Annotated in this window: 19 protein-coding genes and 1 pseudogene; 12 read left to right on the forward strand and 8 right to left on the reverse strand. The window is 67.7% G+C overall.

Going from position 1 to position 21,958, the window contains the following annotated elements:
* Positions 1 to 106: 106 nt before the first annotated feature.
* The 7 genes from SLQ33_RS09835 to SLQ33_RS09865 all read left to right on the forward strand — a co-directional run bounded on the left by SLQ33_RS09835 (position 107) and on the right by SLQ33_RS09865 (position 7,269).
* Entirely contained in the window at positions 107 to 1,240 is a 1,134-nt protein-coding gene (locus SLQ33_RS09835; RefSeq protein ID WP_319453630.1) for a glycosyltransferase, read from the forward strand.
* 41 nt (positions 1,241 to 1,281) lie between these two features.
* Positions 1,282 to 2,259 (forward strand): glycosyltransferase, encoded by a 978-nt coding sequence (locus SLQ33_RS09840; RefSeq protein ID WP_319453631.1) that lies wholly within the window; start codon positions 1,282 to 1,284, stop codon positions 2,257 to 2,259.
* Positions 2,256 to 3,749, forward strand: a complete 1,494-nt coding sequence (locus SLQ33_RS09845) for a glycoside hydrolase family 130 protein (RefSeq protein ID WP_319453632.1) — start codon at positions 2,256 to 2,258, stop codon at positions 3,747 to 3,749. Before SLQ33_RS09840 ends, SLQ33_RS09845 begins: the two co-directional genes overlap by 4 nt.
* A gap of 7 nt (positions 3,750 to 3,756) precedes the next feature.
* Entirely contained in the window at positions 3,757 to 4,146 is a 390-nt protein-coding gene (locus SLQ33_RS09850; RefSeq protein ID WP_319453633.1) for a hypothetical protein, read from the forward strand.
* 119 nt (positions 4,147 to 4,265) lie between these two features.
* Complete coding sequence (locus SLQ33_RS09855) at positions 4,266 to 5,345, forward strand: fatty acid desaturase (protein ID WP_319453634.1); 1,080 nt, start codon at positions 4,266 to 4,268, stop codon at positions 5,343 to 5,345.
* Between the two features lie 155 nt (positions 5,346 to 5,500).
* A complete protein-coding gene (locus tag SLQ33_RS09860) occupies positions 5,501 to 6,721 on the forward strand; it encodes a fatty acid desaturase family protein (RefSeq protein WP_319453635.1) in 1,221 nt (406 codons plus the stop codon).
* Between the two features lie 119 nt (positions 6,722 to 6,840).
* Positions 6,841 to 7,269 (forward strand): DUF5994 family protein, encoded by a 429-nt coding sequence (locus tag SLQ33_RS09865; RefSeq protein ID WP_319453636.1) that lies wholly within the window; start codon positions 6,841 to 6,843, stop codon positions 7,267 to 7,269.
* A 16-nt stretch (positions 7,270 to 7,285) separates the two neighbouring features.
* Here the strand turns inward: SLQ33_RS09865 and SLQ33_RS09870 are convergent, their stop codons facing one another.
* Positions 7,286 to 7,531: a hypothetical protein gene (locus SLQ33_RS09870; protein WP_319453637.1), complete on the reverse strand. Its 246-nt coding sequence runs from the start codon at positions 7,529 to 7,531 to the stop codon at positions 7,286 to 7,288.
* A gap of 8 nt (positions 7,532 to 7,539) precedes the next feature.
* Between SLQ33_RS09870 and SLQ33_RS09875 the strand changes: the two are divergent.
* Positions 7,540 to 8,208 (forward strand): annotated as a pseudogene (locus tag SLQ33_RS09875) (TetR/AcrR family transcriptional regulator); the annotation flags it as partial.
* A 26-nt stretch (positions 8,209 to 8,234) separates the two neighbouring features.
* On the opposite strand, the gene SLQ33_RS09880 reads toward SLQ33_RS09875, so the two are convergent.
* The 4 genes from SLQ33_RS09880 to SLQ33_RS09895 form a co-directional block, all read right to left on the reverse strand.
* Positions 8,235 to 9,551 (reverse strand): cytochrome P450, encoded by a 1,317-nt coding sequence (locus SLQ33_RS09880; RefSeq protein ID WP_319453638.1) that lies wholly within the window; start codon positions 9,549 to 9,551, stop codon positions 8,235 to 8,237.
* 68 nt (positions 9,552 to 9,619) lie between these two features.
* Positions 9,620 to 10,819, reverse strand: a complete 1,200-nt coding sequence (locus SLQ33_RS09885; RefSeq protein WP_319453639.1) for an SfnB family sulfur acquisition oxidoreductase — start codon at positions 10,817 to 10,819, stop codon at positions 9,620 to 9,622.
* On the reverse strand, positions 10,816 to 11,985 hold the full coding sequence (locus SLQ33_RS09890; RefSeq protein ID WP_319453640.1) for an LLM class flavin-dependent oxidoreductase: 1,170 nt from the start codon (positions 11,983 to 11,985) through the stop codon (positions 10,816 to 10,818). The genes SLQ33_RS09885 and SLQ33_RS09890 overlap by 4 nt, the downstream gene beginning before the upstream one ends.
* Before the next feature lie 8 nt (positions 11,986 to 11,993).
* Positions 11,994 to 13,445, reverse strand: coding sequence for an LLM class flavin-dependent oxidoreductase (locus tag SLQ33_RS09895; protein WP_319453641.1), 1,452 nt, complete (start codon positions 13,443 to 13,445; stop codon positions 11,994 to 11,996).
* A 285-nt stretch (positions 13,446 to 13,730) separates the two neighbouring features.
* On the opposite strand from SLQ33_RS09895, the gene SLQ33_RS09900 reads away from it, so the two are divergent.
* The 3 genes from SLQ33_RS09900 to SLQ33_RS09910 all read left to right on the forward strand — a co-directional run bounded on the left by SLQ33_RS09900 (position 13,731) and on the right by SLQ33_RS09910 (position 18,048).
* A complete protein-coding gene (locus SLQ33_RS09900) occupies positions 13,731 to 14,975 on the forward strand; it encodes a hypothetical protein (protein ID WP_319453642.1) in 1,245 nt (414 codons plus the stop codon).
* A 248-nt stretch (positions 14,976 to 15,223) separates the two neighbouring features.
* Complete coding sequence (locus SLQ33_RS09905) at positions 15,224 to 16,516, forward strand: L,D-transpeptidase (protein WP_413467620.1); 1,293 nt, start codon at positions 15,224 to 15,226, stop codon at positions 16,514 to 16,516.
* A gap of 635 nt (positions 16,517 to 17,151) precedes the next feature.
* Positions 17,152 to 18,048, forward strand: a complete 897-nt coding sequence (locus tag SLQ33_RS09910; RefSeq protein ID WP_319453644.1) for a hypothetical protein — start codon at positions 17,152 to 17,154, stop codon at positions 18,046 to 18,048.
* Between the two features lie 13 nt (positions 18,049 to 18,061).
* Here the strand turns inward: SLQ33_RS09910 and SLQ33_RS09915 are convergent, their stop codons facing one another.
* Both SLQ33_RS09915 and SLQ33_RS09920 read right to left on the reverse strand, forming a co-directional pair.
* Positions 18,062 to 19,201: a DNA (cytosine-5-)-methyltransferase gene (locus SLQ33_RS09915; protein WP_319453645.1), complete on the reverse strand. Its 1,140-nt coding sequence runs from the start codon at positions 19,199 to 19,201 to the stop codon at positions 18,062 to 18,064.
* Positions 19,189 to 20,475, reverse strand: a complete 1,287-nt coding sequence (locus SLQ33_RS09920) for a DNA cytosine methyltransferase (RefSeq protein WP_319453646.1) — start codon at positions 20,473 to 20,475, stop codon at positions 19,189 to 19,191. Before SLQ33_RS09920 ends, SLQ33_RS09915 begins: the two co-directional genes overlap by 13 nt.
* A 64-nt stretch (positions 20,476 to 20,539) precedes the next feature.
* Between SLQ33_RS09920 and SLQ33_RS09925 the strand changes: the two genes are divergently transcribed.
* Positions 20,540 to 21,337 carry a glutaminyl-peptide cyclotransferase gene (locus SLQ33_RS09925; RefSeq protein WP_319453647.1) on the forward strand — a complete coding sequence of 266 codons (798 nt, stop codon included), beginning with the start codon at positions 20,540 to 20,542 and terminating at the stop codon, positions 21,335 to 21,337.
* On the opposite strand, the gene SLQ33_RS09930 is transcribed toward SLQ33_RS09925, so the two are convergent.
* Positions 21,338 to 21,895 carry a hypothetical protein gene (locus SLQ33_RS09930; RefSeq protein ID WP_319453648.1) on the reverse strand — a complete coding sequence of 186 codons (558 nt, stop codon included), beginning with the start codon at positions 21,893 to 21,895 and terminating at the stop codon, positions 21,338 to 21,340.
* Positions 21,896 to 21,958: the final 63 nt, after the last annotated feature.

Raw genomic sequence — 21,958 nt, forward strand, 5'->3', positions numbered from 1 at the left:
TGATCTGCCCGAGCATCCGCTCACGACGAACACACTGTATTGCCGCGCAGTCGGGATTATTTTGAATGCTCCATCGCTAGTTCAGCCCTTGCTTGCTCCCTTTGGGATGCAACACTTTTCGTACGTCCCGAACTTTGGGATCCTCAGCACCCATCCGCCGACACCGTGCGGCATCGCGACGTTCAGCGCCGCGTTGTCCGATGGCCTGGAGGCCAAGGGCTCTGCCGTCACCGTGGTGCGGATCGCCGACGAGGAAGTCTCTGCGCGCGCCAACGTCATCGGCGAACTGGTCAACGGATCGTCGTCGTCCGTCGCGGAATGCTCGGAGCTGCTGAACCGGAGCGACGTCGCGATCATCCAACACGAGTACGGCATCTACGGCGGCCCCGACGGCGACGAGATCGTCGACATCATGAAGGGCCTGCGCGTGCCGGCGATCGTGGTCGCCCACACGGTGCTCAAAGATCCAACGCCGCACCAGCGTTCGGTGCTCGAAACGGTCGTGGCGCTGGCGGATCAAGTGGTCGTCATGTCCGAGGCGGCCAGGCAGCGGCTGTGCGCCGGCTTCGCCGTCGAGCGCAACAAGGTCGTCACGATCCCGCACGGCGCGGCACTGCCCACGAAGGCCGCTTTGAAGCGATCGGGCCGACCGACGCTGCTTACCTGGGGTCTGTTGGGGCCGGGCAAGGGCATCGAGCGGGTCATCGAGGCGATGCCGTCGCTGAAGGACCTGCCCGGGCGGCCGCGGTACCTAATCGCCGGCCGCACCCATCCGAAGGTGCTCGCCGCCGAGGGTGAGGCGTATCGCGAAGCCCGCGTCGAGCAGGCGCGGCGCCTTGGCGTCTCCGACTCGGTGTCCTTCGACCCCGTCTACCGCAGCCCCGCGGCAATAACCGAGCTCGCCCAGAGCGTCGCCGCGGTGGTCCTGCCCTATGACTCGACCGATCAGGTCACCTCCGGCGTGCTGGTGGACTCCATCGCGAGCGGACGGCCGATCGTCGCGACGGCCTTCCCCCACGCAATCGAGTTGCTCGGTACCGGCGCGGGCACCGTGGTCGCACACGACGATCACGACGCACTCGTCAGTGCGCTGCGCCGGCTGCTGACCGATCCGCGCGTCGCGGGCACCATGGCCTCCGAAGCTCGCGAATTGGCCCCGACGTTGGCCTGGCCAGTGATCGCAGGCGCGTATGTCGCTCTGGCGCAACGGCTGCTCGCTACTCGGCGGGCATCGGCGTGACCGACACTGCGCCAAACCCATCGTTCGCACATCTGCTGCGAATGACGGACCACCGCGCAACCTTCGAACACGCCCTCCTGACCGAGCCCCGTCGCGAACACGGCTACTGCACCGACGACATGGCCAGAGTGCTCGTCGTCGCCACCCGGGAACCCGACGCGCCAGGTGAAGTGAATGGCCTCGCGGGCAAGGCTCTTCAGTTCCTCAACGACGCGCAGGCCTACAACGGCGCCTGCCGCAACCGGATGGACCACGCGGGGCACTGGACCGATAAGCCGACGACCGACGACCATTGGGGTCGCTGCATCTGGGGGCTCGGCACGGCCGCCGCCCACAGCCACGTCAGCCTGGTGCGCAGGCTGGCCGTCATCCAGTTCGAGCGCGCGGCCAAGGCCAGGTCGCCGTGGCCACGAGCGATGGCCTTCGCGGCGATCGGCGCCGCCGAGCTCCTCACCTTCGAACCCGAGCACGCGGCGGCGCGCCGACTGCTCGCCGACTACGCCGCCTCCGTGCCCGGTCCCAACGGCCACGCCGACTGGCCGTGGCCCGAGCCGCGCCTGACCTACGCCAACGCGATCCTGCCCGAGGCGATGATCGCTGCCGGCGTCGCGCTGGACGACTCGGCACTGCGACAGCGTGGGCTCGATCTGTTGGAGTGGCTGCTCGGCTACGAAACGACGGACGGGCACCTGTCACCCACCCCCGCGGCAGGTCGCGGACCGCAGGACGTCCGCCCCGGCTTCGACCAGCAGCCGATCGAGGTGGCCACCCTCGCGGATGCGTGTGCACGCGCCGCGGCCGCCGATCCGCGGCCGGTCTGGCCAGACGGTATTCGTGCTGCCGAGGCGTGGTTCCTTGGCACCAACGACGCCGGACAGGTCATGTGGGACCCGGAGACCGGTGGTGGCTTCGACGGCTTGCAGGCCGACGGGGTGAACCTCAATCAGGGCGCGGAGTCGACCCTGGCCGTGCTGTCCACCTTGCAGCACGCGCGTCGGTTTTCGCACGTCGTGCAATGACGACGGCCCGAACCCGGCTCGTCACGCGCAATGCGCAGCGCATCGCGGCGGACCGGTCGCGCGTCATCACGCGACTCTTCGTCCCGGGCCAAGAGGGGTTCGAGCTTCAGGAGTCCCGGGCCGGCGTGGTGCTCAAGCGCATCCTGGCCCTGACCGACGACGACGTTCTGTCGTCCCTGGATGACGTCGTCACTCGCTTCGACGGGCGTCACCGGGACCTAGCTGGCACGTTTCGCCGGCATGCCCACGAGCTTGCCGATCGCCTCGATCCCGATCGCGAACTCTCCGACGCGCGAATGTTGTTGGTGGGCGCGGCGTTCACCAGTGAGTACGCCATCGAGGGCGCGGCGCTGTGCAATCCGAGCATCGTGGCCCATCCCGACCAGACCGGAGCCGCCGCGGGCAGCCTGCGCTTCGTGATGAGCGTCCGGGGGATCGGGGAAGGTCACCACTCCTCGATCGGCTTCCGCACCGGCGTCGTCGACTCGGCGGGCAACGCCACGATCGACGACCCCGCCCCGTTCGCCACCACCGGACGCGTCGGAGGCGCGCTGCTGGACGCTGCGATGTTCCGCGTCGAACTCAGCCGGCTCGCGAACGCCCGCGAGGCCGTCGACTACGTGCTCGACGCGCTCGGCGACCGCTTCACCCGATCCGACCTCGACGAGCGACTCGACGACCTGCGGGCCCACCGGAGCACCCGTGGTCATGCGCAGGACACCATCGCGCTGATGCGTGGCATCGCCGCGCGGTCCTACGCCGTCGAATTCCCAAGCGACGTCTCACTTTCCGAACGCGTGCTGTGGCCGGCGACGGAAGCCGAGCAGGCCGGCATGGAAGACGCGCGCTTCGTCCGCTTCGTCGACGACGACGGCACGGTCACCTACTACGCGACCTACACCGCCTACAGCGGATCCCAAATCGGCCAACAACTGCTCGAGACCAACGACTTTCAGTCCTTCACCTCGGTGCCGCTCGTGGGGCGCGCCGCGGCCAACAAGGGCCTGGCGCTGTTTCCCCGCCGGATCGACGGTCGCTACGCCGCCATGTCGCGATCGGACCGCGAGACGAACACCGTCGCCTTCACCGATCACCTGCCGGTGTGGACCACGGCGTCGCCCTGTCAGAAGCCGACCGAGGCATGGGAGGTGCTGCAACTCGGAAACTGCGGCCCGCCAATCGAAACCGACGCGGGCTGGCTGGTGCTGACCCATGGCGTCGGACCCATGCGCACCTACAGCATCGGCGCGATACTGCTCGACCTCGACGACCCGACCCAGGTGCTCGGCCGGTTGCGACGGCCGCTGCTGAGCCCGGCGCCCGACGAGCAGAACGGCTACGTACCCAACGTCGTCTACTCCTGCGGCGGGCTCGTCCACGCCGACACCCTGGTGCTCCCGTACGGGATCGGAGACGGCGCCATCGGCATCGCCACCGCGCCGCTGCAAGAGCTGCTGGCCGCGCTCGTCGAAGAGCCGGAGCCGAGATGAGGTCACGATGAACAAACCCCAGAACAGACAGCGAAATCCGCTCGGCGACTACGTAATCCACGTAGGCGCGGGATTCGTCGCGAAGGAACGCCCGCACGTGCTGGAGGCGTTGTCCACGCTCGGAGTGCATCTGGGCCGGTGGAACCCTCAGGACGTCAGCCTCGAAGTCTCGTTGCAGGACCGCGGCCGCAGGGAGCAGCGCGTCACGTTGCGGACGACCTTGCCCGGACACGCGCCCCTGGTGGCGGTCGCCGACGGCACCGACATCACGCGCGCGCTTCACGACGCCAAGAGCGAGCTGATCCGCCAGCTCGAACACCAGAAGTCCGAGCGCGAACCCATGCACAACCGCAAGCTCAGGCGTGACACGATCCGTCATCCGGGCGCTTCGGCGTAGGCTGGGCGCGAACTGCGGATGCGCTGCGGCCAGTTACCCGATTCACGACCGGCCTGCCCCCAACCTCGGTCCCACGGGTCCAGATCCTCGCCCTTCCTCTGGAAAGAGCGAGGACGCCCATGGCCATCACCGACATCGCTCGCTACACGCATCTGAGCGACACCGACATCCAGACGCTCGGCGACGAACTCGACGCCATTCGGCGCGACGTCGAGGACTCGCGCGGAGCCGCCGACGCGGCCTACATCCGCCGCGCCATCAGATTCCAACGGCTGCTCGACCTCGGAGCGCGCCTGCTAATCGGTGGCAGCCGATCGAGGACCGGCTGGGCCGTGGGCACCGCGGCGCTGGCGTTTGCGAAGAGCGTCGAGAACATGGAGCTCGGCCACAACGTGTCTCATGGCCAATGGGATTGGATGAACGACCCGGAGATCCACTCGAGCTCGTGGGAGTGGGACATGGCCGCGCTGTCGTCACAGTGGCGGTATACGCACAACTACCGCCACCACGTGTTCAGCAACGTGGTGGACGTCGACGACGATCTGGGGTTCGGCATCATGCGGGTGACCCGCGATCAGCCGTGGAAGCCGCAGTATCTGCTGCAGCCACTTCAAAACGTGATGCTGGCCGTGACGTTCGAATGGGGCATCGCTTTGCGTGGCGTCAACGCCCAAGTTCGGGACAAGCCGACGGCTGAAGGACCGACGCCCGTACGGATGTTGATGACGAAGGTGACCCGCCAAGCGGTCAAGGACTACGTGCTCTTCCCGGCGCTAAGCCTGACGCGCTGGCGCAGAACGCTCGTGGCCAACGCGGTCGCCAACCTGGTGCGCAACCTGTGGGCGTACCTGGTGATCTTCTGCGGCCACTTCCCGGACGGCACGGAGAAGTTCGACGCCGACGTCCTGGAGCACGAAACCCGGCCCGAGTGGTACCTCCGTCAGATGTTGGGCGCCGCGAACTTCAAAGCCGGTCCGCTGCTGGCGTTTTCGAGTGGAAACCTGTGCTACCAGATCGAGCACCATCTGTTTCCCGACCTTCCGAGCAACCGCTACGCCGAGATCGCCGTGCGGGTTCGGGCGCTGTGCGAGAAGTATGACCTGCCCTATACGACGGGCTCGCTCGGTCATCAGTACTTCCAGACGCTGCGGACCATCCACCGACTTGCGCTTCCCGACGGCTTCCTCAGGGGAACCTAGCGAGCCGGGGTTAACGCCGACGTTATCGGGGTACGCTTGAGGTGCGCGCCGACGCGGCCACCCTCTCGCTCGACGATACGTCGACCGGCCGGTACTCACTTCGGTCCCAGGTCCAGATCCTCGCCTGTTCCATTGGATCGACCGAGGACCTCGACATGTCAATCAAGAACATCGCCAGATACACCCATCTCAGCGCAACGGACATCGAAGGCCTCGGGCGCGAACTCGACGCGATTCGCCGTGGCATCGAGGATTCCCGCGGCGCGGCCGATGCCGCCTACATCAAGCGCACCATCAGATCTCAACGGGTGCTCGAGGTCCTGGGGCGGCTGCTGATCCTCGGTGGTCGCTCGAAGGCCGGCTGGATCGTCGGGACCTCGGCGCTGGCCTTCGCCAAGTCCGTCGAGAACATGGAGCTCGGCCACAACGTGTCTCATGGCCAATGGGATTGGATGAACGACCCGGAGATCCACTCGAGCTCGTGGGAGTGGGACATGGCCGCACTCTCGTCGCAGTGGAGGTATTCGCACAACTACCGCCACCACGTGTTCAGCAACGTGCTCGGCGTGGACGACGATCTCGGATTCGGCGTGATGCGGGTATCCCGCGACCAACCATGGAAGCCTCAATACCTACTGCAACCACTTCAGAACCTGTTGCTGGCCTTGGGATTCGAATGGGGGATCGCCCTGCACGGCGTCGACATGGAACGCGTGCGAGCGGCATCTGCCGCCGACCGGGTGGCGCAGGTGCGGGTGCTGATCGGGAAGGTCGCCCGCCAATCGCTCAAGGACTACGTGGCGTTCCCTGCGCTGAGCCTATCCCGTTGGCGCAGAACGCTGGCCGCAAACGCCGTGGCCAACGTGCTGCGCAACCTGTGGGCGTACGTGGTGATCTTCTGCGGACACTTCCCCGACGGGGCCGAGAAGTTCGCCCCCGAAGTACTTGAGCAGGAGACCAAGGGCGAGTGGTACCTCCGCCAGATGTTGGGTGCCGCGAACTTCAAAGCCGGTCCACTGCTGGCATTTTCGAGCGGGAACCTGTGCTACCAGATCGAGCACCACCAGTTTCCCGACCTCCCGAGCAACCGCTATGCCGAGATCGCGGTGCGGGTGCGGGCGCTGTGCTACGAGTACGGACTGCCGTACACCACGGGCTCACTCGCGCATCAGTACCTTCAGACGCTGCGGACCATCCACCGACTTGCGCTCCCCGACGGCATGTTGAGTGCGACGTCCGACGCGCCGGAACTCCTCCGTCTGCGCGACGGCCGGCGCACCGCGTTGCGTGACCGTGCGCGTCAGCCAGTGTTGACCAAAATGCCTCAACCAGAAACGAATTGGCGCACCCGCAGTGCACCTCGCCCGGCGGCCTGACTTTGCGGCCGCCGGGTGTAGGCTGAGGCAACGGAGGTACTTCGTACGCTGACTCCCTCTGTCGCGTCGTCTCCGAGTTGACTATTCGGCCGGTTCGCGGCCAAGGCAGGAGCGTCGTCATGACGCTAGAAGAAACATCCGACCAACACCAGTTCGGGTTGTCGCCGCGGTTGAGCCTGGCGCCAGCGAACCGCAGCCTCGACGAAGTCGGTGGCGCCTGGTGGCCGCGGTCGCGCAACCTCACCGCGGAGCTTCCGGATCTGGTGGCCGCGCTGGCCGTCCGAGTCGGCCGTGTCGAACGGGTCGTCTACGATCCGGCGGGCTGGGACGAAGCGCCCGAGCGGATCGTCATCGGCGATGCGACGGTCACGCTCGACGCCTACCGGTACGAGTCGTTCCACAAGCTCTATGCATACGGGATCGACGGCACCAGTATCGTTTTGCGAATCGTCCCAACTGTGACCAACGATGCTGCGGCGCTTACGTTGATGGACGTCGGGGCCACCGAGTTGGCGAGTACCGGAGGCCAAGACAAGGCCAACGGCTAGGCGCCGACGCCGTGCGTCAGTGCCTGCTGGTTCTGATGTCGATTTCGACCTGACACGCATACGCCGTCGCCAGATCGTCATCGGCAACCGCTTCCTGCTGCCGCGCTCGAAGTGCGGTCGCCTCGGCGCGGTCGCGAACCGCGTAGCCTTCGACGTCATCCCCGAGAGTGCGCGTCTTGTACGTCACTGCCACCATCGTGGCGGCGATCACTAGTCCCGCCGCTACGACGACGGCGATCAACACGATCGCGTTGGTAGTCATGTAACCCCAGCCGGTCGGCGATCCTGCATGCCGCGCTGCGGATCGTCGATCGCGACGGCATCGACGGGTTGTCGATGCGCCGGCTGAGCGACGACGTGGGCCGGGACCCGACGGTGATCTACCGCCACGTGCCCAACAAGGCGGCGGTGCTCGACGGCGTCGTGGAGATCGTGCTCGGGCAGTTGCACGTAGACACCGCCGCGCCGGACTGGGCGGCCCAGTTGCGCACCGTGGCGCACGACTTCCGCCGGTTGGCTCTGGAGCACCCGAACATGGTGCCGCTGTTGGTGACTCGCCCGCTGATCACGCCGCTCGGCCAACGGCTGCCCGGGATGCTGCGTCCCCTCGAAGACGTCATCGCGCTGTTGACGTCCGCCGGGTTCAGCGGCGCCGATGCCCTGCACATCTACCGGGTGCTCTTCGGCTACCTTCACGGCCACATCCTCACCGACCTGCAAGAGGTGGTGGAACGACCCGAGGAGACCGACGACGTGCTGCGCCTTGGCCTGCACCGGCTGACGATCACGGAGTTCCCGCAGGTGCGCGCGCTAGCGTCGGCCTTCGCCTCCTACGACGGTGCCGCCGAACTCGATCGCGCCCTCGACGTCCTGTTCATCGGCTTCACCTCGACGCTGAAAATGCCCGAGGTTCAGCGCAATCCACGCGCGAGCGGGTGATCCAGCCGGTGGTGTGGGCTGGGTCGTCAGCTCTTGATGACGCCTGCGGGCCGCGCGAGTGTGACGGGCAGGTGCTTTATGCCATGTAGCAGGGTGCTGTCGTTCAGGGTCGGTTCGCCGGCGAGGGCTAGTTGAGGGAAGCGTTCGAACAGCGCCTGTAGGCCGATGTGCAGTTCCATGCGGGCCAGCGGCGCGCCGAGGCAGACGTGGATGCCGGTGCCGAAGCCGATGTGATCGCGGGCATTGGCGCGGGTGGTGTCGAATTCGTCGGGACGTTCGAAGATGGCCGGATCGCGATTGGCGCCGCCGACGAGAAGGAACACGGCCGCGCCTTGCCGCACGGTGTGGCCATCGATTTGAAGTGTTTCGGTGGCCACCCTGACACCGAGCTGGATGACGGAGTCGTAGCGCAGCACCTCCTCGACCGCGTTGGGCCAGCCCTCTGGATGTGCCTGGAGGCGCGCCAATTGATCGGGGTGACCGACGAGTGCCACGACTGCGTTGCTCAACGCATGGGCGGTGGTGATGAACCCGGCTCCGAGGAGTAGTCCGGCGAACATTCTCACCTCGAAGTCAGTGAGCTCGCTGTCCTGTACGACGGCGGACAGGATGCTGTCGTCCGCACCGCCGCGACGGAGCCGCTCGATGTGCGCGGCGATGTAGTCCTCGAACCCGCGCAGCGCCGCCGTGGCGGTCTGGAAGTCCTTCCAGGAGACGGCCGTGTTGCTGAGCAGTTTGATGCCGGGTTCGGCGAATGCGGAAAAGACCGGTACCTCGTCACGGGGAATGCCCAGCATCTCGGCGATGACTTCGATGGGGATTTTAGACGCGTAGTTGGCGACCAAATCGCACTGGGTGTTCTCGTCGAGCTCGTCGAGCAGGTCGCTGGTGATCTCCTGGATGCGGTGATGAAGTCCGTCGATGGCCCGCGGGGTAAACGCCTGCGACACCAGGCGTCGCAACCGCGCATGCTCGGGTGGATCAGCGACGAGCAGTGATGGTGGTTCCGTGGCATTCAGCACGCCGGGATTGGTTTTCGCCAGCATCCGCTGTACGACTCGAAATGGCGACCGGTCATGTGGTTTGAGGGTCCGGAACCTGCCGTCACGTAGCACGTCACGGACAAGCTGCGCGTCTGCGGTGACCCATCCGTTGCCGACCACCGCGGACATACGTCCCCGTTGGCGGATCTGCTCGACAAGGTGATACGCGTTGTTGGGCTGGCTGCTGTCGATGGTCAGCTGGGCAAACGGATCACCCCGGCGAGCGAGCAGCTTCAGTGCGGCACGGGACAGTCCATAACCCATCAGCCAATGCGACCGGGCCTTGATGTCGGCATTCATGGTGTTCGCCCCTGCCTTCGACTACCGACGAGGCTAGCGCGAACGAGCCGACACGCCCAGCAAAAAGGCTAGAGCTGGCCGTGCCTTGGCGGCGGCGTGCCCGACAGCGTGTAGCGGCCGATGTGCTGCACCTTCCACCGCGTCGGGTCGTGCAGGGTGTGCGTGCGGGCATCGCGCCAGTACCGCGACAGATTGGCGTGCGCGGAAGCGCTTCTGGTGCCGCCCAATTCGAACAGCACATTCGACGCCTCCAGCGACGCCCGCACCGCCGCCACCTTCGCCACGGCGACCGCCACCGATGCCTCGGCCGTCGACTCGTCATCAAGAGCTGACGCCGCCGCATCCGCCACACGTGCCGCCTCGACCAGCAGCGCCTGCGCTCCGCGCACCGTGACGGTCAGTTCGCCCGCCACGTTGATCAGCGTCGGATCCTCAACCGCCGTGTCCACGCCCGCCTCGAAGTGCGGACGCGCCCGCTCGGCCGCCCGCACCCCCGCCGCCAGCGCGCCGGTGGCGATACCGACATCGATCGCGCTGTGCAGCAACTGCGCTCGCGCACCATAGGTCGTCGGCCCCGCGAATATCGGCGTGAACGGCACCACGTGCTCGACCGGCACGGCGACGTCGGTCAACGTCACCGAGCCCGACGCCGTCGTCCGCTGACCCATCCCGTCCCAGTCGTCGACGACCTCCAGCCCTTCGGCGTCACGGGCCACGAACGCCACCGCCTTTGGCGTCGTCGACGTCGGCGGCTCGGAACCGTCGGTCAGCGACGCCCGCACCACCACCCAGTCGGCGAACAGTGCGCCGGTCGAGTAGAACTTGCGGCCCGACAACAGATAGTCACCCGCCGCTTGTCGGACCAGCGTGGTGGCGTCCACGTCGATTGGGTTCGGACCGCGTTCGGTTTGCGCGTTCGCCAGCAGTTCCCCGGACAGCACCCGTTCCCAGAAGTAGGCCTGCTGATCCTCGGTGCCCTGCAGGCGCAGCGCTTCAAGGAACACGAAGTGCGAGTGTGGAATCTGCGCCAACGACGGGTCGGCGTGCGCGATCAGCCGGAACACCTCGGCCAGCACCGCCGCCGGAACCTCGATGCCGCCGAACCGCGCCGGAACCGTGATCGCCAGCAGACCGGACTCCTTCAGTGCCCGCACCTGCGCGTGCGGCAACTCGCGCTCCGCATCGCGCTGCGAGGCCTCGGCGTCGAACTCCGCGGACAGCTTCGCCGCGACGTCGAGCGCCTCGTCCGCCGACGCGATGACGGTCATCTGGCCGACCCGACGAACGGAATCGACGCCGGTGCAACCGAACTCGCCTCACCTTTGAACAGCCCTCGCTCCCGCAGAATCGGCACCACGCCCTCGCCGAACCAGAACAACTCCTCGAGATGCGGATAGCCCGAGAAGATGAACTCTTCGATGCCGACCTCGGCGTACTCGGCGATGCGGTCGGCCACGTCGGAGTGGCTGCCGACGAGTGCGGTGCCCGCCCCGCCGCGCACCAGCGCGACGCCGGCCCACAGGTTCGGTGCGATCTCCAGCGAGCGCGCGTCGCGCCAGCTGCCGTCGTTGCGATGCTCCTCGTGCAACGCCAGCATCCGCTTCTGCCCAGTGGATTCGCTGCGGTGCAACCCCTTCTGCGCGTTGGCGACCGTCTCGTCATCCAGCGCGCCGATGAACTTGTCGGCCTGCGCCCAGGCCTCGTCGGCGGTGTCGCGGGAGATGGTGTGCAGCCGGATGCCGAACCGGACGTCGCGGTCCTCCTGCTCCGCGAGCCCGCGGATCCAGTCGATCTTCCTGCGCACCGCGTCTGGCGGCTCACCCCATGTCAGGTACACGTCGGCGTGCCGTGCGGCCACCGGGCCCGCCGCACCCGAACTGCCTCCGAAGTACAAGGGCGGCACCGGGTTCGGCGGCAGCGCCAACGCCGCCTCCTCGACGTGGATGTGCTTGCCCTGCAGCGTCACGGTATCGCCGGCCCACAGCCGACGCACCACCTCGAGGAACTCGTCGCAGCGCTCGTAGCGGGCGTCCTTGTTCAGGTGATCGCCGAAGGACCGCTGCTCGTGCGCCTCGCCGCCGACCACCACGTTGAGCAGGATGCGGCCCGGTGCGTGGCGCGCGAACGTCGCCGCCATCTGCGCCGACAGCGTCGGGCTGACCAGACCCGGCCGGAACGCCACCAGGAACGCCAGCGACGTCGTCTCGCGCGCCAGCAGCGCGGCGGTGACGAACGCGTCCTCACACCACGCGCCCGTCGGGATCAGCGCGCCCGTGAAGCCGAACGTCTCGGCCGCGCGCACGATCGACGCGAGGTAGTCGATGGACGCGTCGCGGTCGCTGTGCGCGGTGCCTGCGGGCAGACCGTGGCCGCCGCCGACGATCAGCCGGCTGTCGCCGTACGTCGGTAGGAACCAGTGCAACTGAATAGTCATGGGAGCTCCTAGCGTCCGCTGGTCGGTTGCGCGGCCAGCGAGGCCGACGACGACGGAAGGGTGGACGGCCGATCGATGATGGTCGACAGCGGCCCGCCCACCCGGTACTTCGACCCGCGGTGCTCGTCGGGCAGCCGGTCCCCGCGGCCCAGCAGCTTGTTGCGTAGCGTGCCCGGCGCGTACGACGGTTGGTACGCCCCACGCTCGGTGAGCACCGGCACGACGTGGTCGACGAACTCGGCGAACGAGCCAGGCGTGATCGCATAGGCCAGGTTGAAGCCGTCGACGTCGGTCTCCTCGACCCACTCCTGAAGCGAATCGGCCACGTGCACACCGGAACCCACGAATCGCGGACCCATGCCGCCGATCTTGCCCCACTCGGCGATGTCGCGGACCGCCCACTCGCGGCCGTCCGGGTCGGCGGACTGGAACGCCGCGACCGCCGACAAGATGGCATTGGAGTCGACGTTGCCGACCGGCTCGTCGAGCCCGTAGCGGGACAGGTCGACGCCCATCCACCCCGACATGAACACCAGCGCACCCTCGGGATCGCCGTAGGACAGGTACTCGGCGTGCCGGGCGTGGGCCTCCTCGTCGGTGGCCGCGGTGACGATGGTCGACAGGTTGAAGATCTTCACCGCGTACGGGTCGCGCCCGGCGATCTCGAGTTCCCGCCGGATGGTGGTGACGGTGTCACGCAGGATGGCCTTCGTCGGCGACGCCGTGAAGATCGCTTCGGCGTTCTCGGCGGCGAAGCGCACCCCGCGCGGCGACGAGCCGGCCTGATAGATCACCGGCGTCCGTTGCGCAGACGGTTCGGACAGATGGATGCCTGGCACGCTGAAGTGCGTCCCCTGGTGGCCGATGTGGTGCACCTTGTCCGGGTCGGTGAATACGCCGCGGGCCTTGTCGCGGACGACGGCGTCGTCCTCCCACGATCCTTCCCACAGCTTGTAGAGCACCTCGAGGTACTCGTCTGCGTGGTCGTAGCGGGCGTCGTGCGCGGGCTGATCGGTCTGGCCCATGTTGCGCGCCGCCGAGGGCAGGTACCCGGTGACGACGTTCCAGCCGATGCGGCCATCGGTGAGGTGGTCGAGCGTCGACATGCGGCGGGCGAACGGATACGGGTGCTCGAACCCGGTTCCGGTGGTGAGGCCGAAGCCGAGGTGCTCGGTCACCAGGGCCATCGCCGAGACGAGCAGCATCGGATCGTTGACCGGAGTCTGGGCCGCCTGGCGGATGGCGGCCTCGTCGCTGGCGCCGTACACGTCGTAGGTGCCGAGCACGTCGGCGATGAACAGCCCGTCGAAGCGACCCCGCTCCAGCAGCTTGGCCAGTTCGGTCCAGTAGGTCAGGTCCTTGTAGCGCCACGACTGGTCGTCGGGATGTTTCCACAGCCCGGGGGATTGGTGGGCGACGCAGTTCATGTCGAAGGCGTTGAAGCGAATCACACGAGTCACTCCGAAATGCTGCCCACGGCGGGGGCCTGCGTCACCGGTTGAAGTCAGCGGGATTCGAACGGGTGGGCGGGAGGCAGCAGGACATGGCGCGCGGGGCCGTCAGCTCTTGTTGACGTCCGTGGGCGGGCGAATGGTCTGCCGGAGTGTGAGGCGACGCCGACGGCTAGCTCACGCTGGGAGTTTGCTCGAAAATTCCAGGTCTTGCCACTCGGGGCTGGCAACGTGCAACAATGGTCGATCCACCCAGGTCGTGTGCCGCGGCTTCGCGTGGACCAGGAGGACAACGTGGCGCCGTCACATTGGCGTATCGCAGCAGGGTCGTGCCTGCTTGCTGCGGGGATGGTCATGTCGGCCGGAGGTGCGGTCGCGTTCGCCGACACCGACTCCGAGTCCGCGTCCAGCCCGACTGAAGGCGCCACCCCCACGGGACAACAAAGCACGGGGCACCGCGGGCCCGTCGCGCGCCTGAGCGAGTCGTTGCGGACCACGCTCCGGGAGGTGACCACCACGGCCGGGATGGGCCGGAAACCACCGACCCAATCGCTCGCTGGTATCACCGACTCGGTCACGAAGTCTGCCCTCGACGCGGTCTCATCCGGGATCGCCGCGACCACTGTCGTTACCCGCACCGTGACGGGGGTGATTGAACCCGCCCAACCTCCGCTGACGCCGACCAACGACTCGGCGACACTGAATCCGGTCGACGTCGCACCGACGGCCGTCGCCGCGGTTCCCGACGTCAGCCCCGTCAGCCCCGTGATCGACGCTGTCGTGTCGACCGTTGATCAGGTCGCATCGGCTCCGGCGTCCGTGTCCACCACCGCGCTCACCACGGTGCAGAGCGTCGTAGCGCCGGTCATGAGCGGAGTCGCCTCGATTCCGAATCTGACCGCTCCCATTCCCGACGTCATCACCGCGCTCCAAAGCCTGCTGACGGCCACGACTGACGCGGTCACGCAGTTCAGCACGCTCCCGTCGGACCTCGCGTCCCTGTTCGGCGTCACCGGGACGGCACCGACGAGCGGAATCGTCGGCACCGGCGGGCCATTGGCTGCCTCGGGCTCGCCGGTCATGTCGCCGCTGCAGCTCATCCAACTCCTCACCGACTCGACCGCCGTGGTCCCCGTGCCGATGGCCACTCTGCCGATCGACGTGACGGCCGCCCTCGGGCTCGCGTCCGCGGCGTCGACGAGCGCACGGGTCGCGCCCAGCGACGTCGTTCCCGGGGGCTTGGCGGCGTTCTTCCAATCTGCGGGCGGAGTCATCGCCATCGTCGCCGTCTCCTTGTCCGCGCTGGCTTTGGCGGCGGTGTCCGGCGTCGCCGGCATGCTCGCGTCAACAGCGGCCGGAGTGCGCATCGGCTATCGGCAGGCCAAGGCGCGAATGGCGTTGCGCGCAAGCGGCATCGCGCGTTTCGCCGTCGGGGGACCCGTCGGCGTCGTCCGCTCAGGCACGTTGGTCAAGTTCCGGCCGCGCACTGCGAAGGTCGTGCGCCCCGGCGCGCGGAGCCTGTCCCGCAACGTCGCCTAGGGCCCAACTGCGATTTGACGCGGATGGTGTCCCGTCCGCTGGCGAGCCATCGCTGAAAGTACGTTTGTTGTACACATCGCCCGAGTAAGGCCGTGAACAACCGTACTTTCGGCGGTCAAATCCGCTGGGGCCCGAAACCCGTTCCTGCTAACCGTTGAACCGCTCGCGAGCCCCAAGCGCCCGCACGATAGCGTCGTCGATCCACGCGTCGACGCACACAGTTGAACCCCTTACGATGCATCCGGTTGATGCCGAAAATTGGAGTTCATTTGACGTCGTCTCGTCGTGGCCGTGTCGCCTGGCTGGCCGCCCTCGCGGTGCTGGTCGTGGTGACTGGCAGTGTGCTGAGCGCCGACGCCGAAAGGTGCGCTGGCAGCTGCACCGTCGTCGGTGCGCCCGTGGCCCCGGCGGGTCTGACGCCACCGCCCGCGCCGCCGACGCCCGCGATGCTGGCCGTCATGCCGCTGCCCGGCACCGACCACATCAACCCCGCAGGCCCGGTCCGGGTGACGGCCGCCGGCGGCACGATCACCGACGTCACGATGGTCAACGACGAGGACACCGTGGTCCCGGGCGTGCTGACGCCGGACCGCACGTCGTGGAAGCCGACGGTCCAACTCGGCTACGACCACACCTACACCATGACCGTGCTTGCCGCGGGCGCCACGGGAATGCCGTCCCGCCAGACCGCCAGCTTCACCACTCTGTCGCCGAGCGATCAGACCGCGGTCGACTTCGAGACGACGGGCGGCGGCCTGCTGCAGGACGGCGGCACGTTCGGCATCGGCATGGTGGTGGTCGCGCACTTCGACGAACCGATCGAGAACAAGGCCAACGCCGAACGGCACCTGGTCGTCACCACCAATCCGCCGGTGACTGGATCGTGGTACTGGGTCGACGACCAGAACGCGCACTGGCGGCCCCAGAAGTACTACGCCCCAGGCACATCCGTCACGGTCAACGCCAACATCTATGGCGCCCCGCTCGGTGACGGCCTATACGGCGCCGAGGACGAGAAGGTGGCGTTCCGGATCGGCGACGCGCACCTGTCCATCGCCGACGACAACACCAAGCAGGTCAGCGTGTTCTCCAACGGCCAGCTGGTCCGCACCATGCCGACGTCGATGGGCATGGGCGGCACCCAGACCTTCGGCGGAACCACGCTGTCGTTCTGGACTCCGTCCGGCGTCTACACCGTGATCGACAAGGCCAACCCGGTGATCATGGACTCGTCGACGTTCGGGCTTCCGATCAACGACCGGCTCGGCTATCGCGAGACCATCCCATACGCCACGCGGATCAGCACCGACGGAATCTATCTGCACCAACTGAATTCGACCGTGTGGGCCCAAGGCAACACCGACACCAGCCACGGCTGCCTGAACCTCAACAGCGAGAACGCCGCGTGGTTCTACGACTTCTCGATGCCCGGCGACGTCGTCGAGGTGCGCAACACCGGCGGTCAGCCGCAGCAGCTGTGGCAGAACGGCGACTGGAGCATGCCGTGGGAGCAGTGGCGCGGGGGCAGCCGCCTCACCTAGTGGCCGGGCTGGACTTCGACTGCGCTGAGGGCTGCGGAATCGGGCAATCCACGACCGCGAGTACAGGCGAAGTGCAGCGGTAGCCGCCGCACGAACATTCACGGCGATGTCGGGCGTGGATTTCGCGAACACCGGGAACGTTGCGAACTTTCCGTCCGAGGGACGCTGCCGTCCGAACGCGATCGTGGCCGACGATGCGTAGCGGGTCGGCCAGCGTTGGGGAAAACGCGTCGGTCAGCAAACTATAAAGGGGTCGCCCGCCGACCGGCTGCACCGCACCGAACTGCCACCAATTGACTGAATCGGCAATATGTGGCGCTACTTGGCAAAGCTTCCGCCGAGTGGCGTTCCACTCGGCGGCGACGGCAATCCGACACGCTCGAGACCCGACCTTTGCGGGCGGCTATGTCCCAGCTGTGAGTCGTGCCAAGCGCCGGCCTAACACCGAGCAAACGCACTGTGCGGGAACGTCTTCCGTGTCGCAATCGTGACTGCCCATCAAGATCTATTGACGGGTAAGATAATTTCGTTTCGGCTCGGAGACTTCCGTCAGGCGGCGGTCATCGAAGCACGACGGAATGCCAAACGCGGGCGTCAGCGTAGTCGCTGGTGGCCCCGATAGGAAAGTGGTCTTAGTGAAGGGTGCCGGGCTGGTGTCGCGGACGTACCGCACGCTGGCGAGGACGCGCGCGCTGACCGCGCGGTCCCTGGCGCTGTCCCCGGCCGTGCGGCAGTGGACCGATGCCCGGTATGACCGCCGGCGGGCGCGGCACGCGGACAGTCTCCCGACGATTCCCGCGGCCGACGCCGACCTCGTCGCCGAGCTGGATCGGTCGTGGGTCGCGTCGAGGTCGTTCCGGCCATCCGATGACGTGCTCGCCAGCGCCGACCGCTTCGTCGAGCGGCTGCGGCACACCGAGTCGCGCGAATCGTGCCTGCGCATCTCGCCAGCGGAACACGCCACGGACCCAACCGTTTTCGCCTGGGGTCTACAACCCGCGCTTCTTGACTTGGCGGAGTGCTACATCGGGCTCCCCGTCCGCTACCTCGGCGTCGAAGTCAAGCGGGAGCGGCCCTACGCCTCGGACCGCCACGACGACGTACTGCGCCATTGGCACACCGACCACGAAGACCGTCGCATGCTCAAGGTCATCGTCTACCTCAGCGACGTCGACGTGCAGTCGGGACCGTTCGAGTACCTCGACCGGCGCAGCACCGAACGTGCGATGCGTGCAGTGTCGTTCCGCCGGGGCGACGGCGCACCCGCCGCCACCGTCATCGACGAGGTCGTGCCGCAGAGCGAACGGCGCCGGCTCACCGGCCCGCGCCTCACTGCGGTGTACGCCGACACGTCGCGTGTGATGCACCGGGTCATGGTGCCCGTCACCACCGACCGCTACTCGATGACCTTCGTCTACGCGAGCACCGCGCTGTTCTACGCCTACCCGCACTTCATGTTGCCGCGCAAGGCGTTAACGCAGTTGCGCCACCAGCTGACCGACCGTCAGCAACGCGCGCTGACGATGGTGTGAGGCGTAGCGGCGCTCAGCCGACGCGCTGCGCGTAGGCGGTCAACTCGGCCAGGAATCCCGGCGGGAACCGCAACGTGCCCTTCCGGGTACGGCTCAGGAAGCCCGTCGCCGCGCGGACCGACAGCGGCTTGCCGGGGTATGCAAGGAAGTCCGCCAAAGGTTTCCGTGCCTGCCATTCCGGCCACGGGCCGACGTCCGCGGCGTGCACGACGCCGTCGAGGTCGGCCCACGCTGCCCGTCGCGGCCACTTCGTGCCTGTCCACGGCTGGTCTCGGGACCCGTCATAGCGGCCGGGTTCCGACAGTCGCCGCCCGATCCACGCCGCGACCGGCGTGCTCACCGAGTTGCCCACCATCCGCCAGCGTTCGCCAGGCTTGGCGACTTCCTCGGCCGGCGCGGTCCAGTCCTCGGGAAAACCCTGCAGCCGCTCGGCATCTCGCAGCTCCGGCGTGACGTAGTCGCCCGACGGCAGCCGGATCGCCGGGGGAGAGGCGACCCCCACCGACGAGCCGCACTTGATCGGCGGCACGCAGTCGACGCCCCAGCCGAACGACCGCATGCCCTCTGTCCAGTAGAAGCCGCACGCCACGTCGGGGTAATCCACTGTGGGCAGGGGCTTTTCGCAGTCGTCGGCCAGCAGCACGTTGCGCGGATCGCCGATCCGGCTGGCCACCAGGTACCACCGGTTGCGCCGCTGCGGAAGGCCGAACGCGTTGGTGTCCACCACGCGGTACGCCCACCGGTAGCCGAGCTCGGTCAACGCCTCGGTGATGAGCCTCAATGCCGCGCCGCGCGCCAGTGACATCAGGAACGGCACGTTCTCCAATACCACCCACGGCACGTCGGACCTCTGCAGCAGCCTCAACACCTCGCCGACGAGACTGCTTCGCGCACCATCGATTCCAACCTTTCGGCCCACGCTGCTGAGGTCCTGGCACGGGAAGCCCGCGACGACCAGTTCGGTGCCGCGGGGCAGCGCGACAAGGTCGCGGACGTCGCCCTCGATCTTGGTGTCGGGGAAGCGGCGGCGCAGCACGTGCATGGCGGCGGGCGAGTTCTCGACGAGCAGCTGGGCGTGGTGTCCGCTGCCCGACAACCCGAGCTCGAGGCCACCGATCCCGGCGAACAGTCCCGCGACCTTCACCGCAGCCATTCGAGCGCGACGGCGTAGCTCAGTCGCGACGGCACCGCGTTGCCGATCATCTGCGCCAGCGCGGTGCGCTGCCGAACGCGATCGAACGAAAACCAGTCCGGAATGTATTGCAGCCGTGCGGCTTCGTGTGCGGTGATGGTGCGCCTGCGACTCGGATGAACGTAGCGGCCCATGCACATGCTGTAGAAGCCGGTGGTGATGGTCTGCGACGGCTTGTCCCACGCGAGCCGTCCATAGATGGCCTTGTAGCTGTGCCCGCCGTCGGCGTGGCAGGCCGGACGCTCACTGTCGGGCAGGTCGGCCAGCCCGTTGTCGAAGAGGTAGTCGATGCGTCTAAGCGTCGTCGGAGCGGACTGCGCGACGGCGTCGACCAGGCTGGTGCGCCGCGACTCCGCCATGGTCTCGAGGTCCTGGAACGCCCACGCCACGTCGCGCGGACGCCGGGCGTGCCGCTCGGTCACCTCCGCTGGGGTGACCGCGTGTGTGAGGCTGGCCATCAGCACCAGCCGACGCCTGCGCTGCGGCACCCCTAGTGCGCTGAGGTCGATCACGCCGACGGACACGCGGTAGCCGAGCTCGTCGAGCGCATCGGCGGTGCGCTGGACGACCGACCCGCGGTCGTTGAGTGCGCCCGGCACGTTCTCGATCAGAATGTGCGCAGGCTCAAGCACTTCCGCGGCGCGGACCATCGTCGAGTAGAGCGCGTTCTTGTGGTCGCGGTGCCGCGTGCGGTTGTTGAAGTCGCTGTGCCCCTGACACGGCGGCCCGCCGACGAGTACGTCGATGTCCCGATGCTGCTTGGCCAGCAGACGTTCGGCGGACGTCAGCCGTGCGCCCACCTCGCCAGGTAGCACCGCGGCCACGTCGTCGCACCGGGCGACGGCGGTGGGGAAGTTCGCGGCGTAGGTCGCCGAGGCGATCGGATCGACGTCGACGGCGAGGACCGGTTCGAAGGGCCGGTGCAGCGCCCGGGCGGCCTCGGCCAGCCCGATCGACAGCCCGCCGCAGCCCGAGAACAGGTCGACGGCCCGCACGGCGTCACGCGACGCACCGCAGGGCGGCGGCGTGCGGTTCTGCAGCCAGGCGCGTTCGGCTTCGTCGGCGCAGGTGGGTCGCGCGTCGCTGCCGGAGTACGTGGCGAGCACGCTCCCGATGTGCCTGCCGTCTCGTTCGGTGAGGATGCGTTCGTAGCTGCCGTTGCGGGTGCGGAATCGCTCGAACCCAGCGTCGGCGCTGGCCCGATCGCTCAGCGGAACCCGCGACGGCTCGGTCACCCGTCGATCGTATTTTGCCCGGTCCCGAACGTCGGGCACCTGCGGCGGCGTGTACAAATCGTATGTGTTTCCACGACGGCTCGGCGGCGCGAGCGCAGCGGTACTCATCGCAGCGGGTTCGATCCTGGGCGCCACCCCGCCGCAGGCCAGCGCCGACCCGTCACCGGGCGAGGTGCCCGTCGTGCAGCCGACGGTGCTTGCGGAGCTCCCGCACGACTCCGGCGCCTACACAGAGGGATTCGAGTTCGACGGCGACGCGCTCTACGAAGCCACCGGCGAGGTGGGCCAGTCGCAGCTGCGTGAGCTCGACCCGAACACCGGCGCGGTGCGGCGGTCGGTTCCCCTGCCGTCGAACTACTTCGGTGAGGGCATCACCGTCGTCGGCGATCGGATCTGGCAGCTGACGTATAAAGACGGCGTCGCGATCGAGTGGGACAAGGCCACCTTCACACCGCTGCGGGAGGTTCCGGTGTCGGGTCAGGGCTGGGGGTTGTGCCGCGACGGCGATCGGCTGATCCGCAGCGACGGAACCGGCCGGCTGCACTTCCACGACCCCGCGACCTTCGCCGAAACCGGCGGCGTCACCGTCACCCGCGACGGGCAGGCCGTGACCGGGCTCAACGAACTGGAGTGCGTGGGCGGTCAGGTCTGGGGGAGTTTGTGGCCGGGCGACGAGATCGCACGCATCGACCCGGCGTCGGGAGAGATCAACCTCGTCGCCGACATGTCGGGACTGTGGCACTTCGGGGACCGGTCGATCAGGCAAGTGCTCAGCGGCATCGCCTACGTCGGCGGTGAGGAGTTCCTGGTGGACGGCAAGGAGTGGCCCGCGGCGTTTCGCGTGCGTATCCCCGGGGCGTAGTCAGTCGGCGGACGTGTGCGAGTCACGCTTCGGGTGGGTCAACCCGAGCGCCTTGGCGTGCCATTGCGTGACCAGCGCGAGCAGATCGGTGCCGCGCAGCCCGTAGTGGTGGCACAGCCGGAGGTAGTAGTAGTCGGCACCCGCGTCTGACTCTTCGGCGACCGAGACGAGGTCGAATCCGACGGCGAACCGCTCGCCGTCGCCGACCTCGCGAAAGTTCTGGACGTCCGACCATGGATACTCCGCGCGGCTGCTACCGCTGGAGATGCGAAATCCGTTGGTGTCCAACGTGAGCGAGCGGCGTCGGCGCAGATCGCGCACCGCGAGCGCGATCATGAACGCGGCGGCCGCCGCCAAGGCCAGCCCGACGCCCACCTGCTGCCCGTGCGTCGTCGTGTTCAAGGCACCGGCGTCGTCGAAGCACGCCGAGTACAGGCCGAGGATGAAGGGCACGACGGCCCCGACCAGCTCTGCCCAGCGGATCCACTGGGTCTGGTGCAGCGTCACCGTGGCGGGGTAGGACGCCAGGGTGCTGGCCACCTTCTGCCTGGAAGTCATGAAGCGACTCTGGGCCACGGCGCTTGGCGGATTCTTGATGCCCGACGGTTCTACGCTGGACGG

The organism is Mycobacterium sp. RTGN6, assembly GCF_033804605.1.
GTDB lineage: Bacteria > Actinomycetota > Actinomycetes > Mycobacteriales > Mycobacteriaceae > Mycobacterium.

Bases quoted from the DNA above. Each gene is read 5' to 3' on its own strand.
- SLQ33_RS09835 (WP_319453630.1), top strand. From the start codon at position 107: ATGCAACACTTTTCGTACGTCCCGAACTTTGGGATCCTCAGCACCCAT.
- SLQ33_RS09840 (WP_319453631.1), top strand. From the start codon at position 1,282: ATGACGGACCACCGCGCAACCTTCGAACACGCCCTCCTGACCGAGCCC.
- SLQ33_RS09845 (WP_319453632.1), top strand. From the start codon at position 2,256: ATGACGACGGCCCGAACCCGGCTCGTCACGCGCAATGCGCAGCGCATC.
- SLQ33_RS09850 (WP_319453633.1), top strand. From the start codon at position 3,757: ATGAACAAACCCCAGAACAGACAGCGAAATCCGCTCGGCGACTACGTA.
- SLQ33_RS09855 (WP_319453634.1), top strand. From the start codon at position 4,266: ATGGCCATCACCGACATCGCTCGCTACACGCATCTGAGCGACACCGAC.
- SLQ33_RS09860 (WP_319453635.1), top strand. From the start codon at position 5,501: ATGTCAATCAAGAACATCGCCAGATACACCCATCTCAGCGCAACGGAC.
- SLQ33_RS09865 (WP_319453636.1), top strand. From the start codon at position 6,841: ATGACGCTAGAAGAAACATCCGACCAACACCAGTTCGGGTTGTCGCCG.
- SLQ33_RS09870 (WP_319453637.1), bottom strand. From the start codon at position 7,531: ATGACTACCAACGCGATCGTGTTGATCGCCGTCGTCGTAGCGGCGGGA.
- SLQ33_RS09880 (WP_319453638.1), bottom strand. From the start codon at position 9,551: ATGAATGCCGACATCAAGGCCCGGTCGCATTGGCTGATGGGTTATGGA.
- SLQ33_RS09885 (WP_319453639.1), bottom strand. From the start codon at position 10,819: ATGACCGTCATCGCGTCGGCGGACGAGGCGCTCGACGTCGCGGCGAAG.
- SLQ33_RS09890 (WP_319453640.1), bottom strand. From the start codon at position 11,985: ATGACTATTCAGTTGCACTGGTTCCTACCGACGTACGGCGACAGCCGG.
- SLQ33_RS09905 (WP_413467620.1), top strand. From the start codon at position 15,224: ATGCCGAAAATTGGAGTTCATTTGACGTCGTCTCGTCGTGGCCGTGTC.
- SLQ33_RS09915 (WP_319453645.1), bottom strand. From the start codon at position 19,201: ATGGCTGCGGTGAAGGTCGCGGGACTGTTCGCCGGGATCGGTGGCCTC.
- SLQ33_RS09930 (WP_319453648.1), bottom strand. From the start codon at position 21,895: ATGACTTCCAGGCAGAAGGTGGCCAGCACCCTGGCGTCCTACCCCGCC.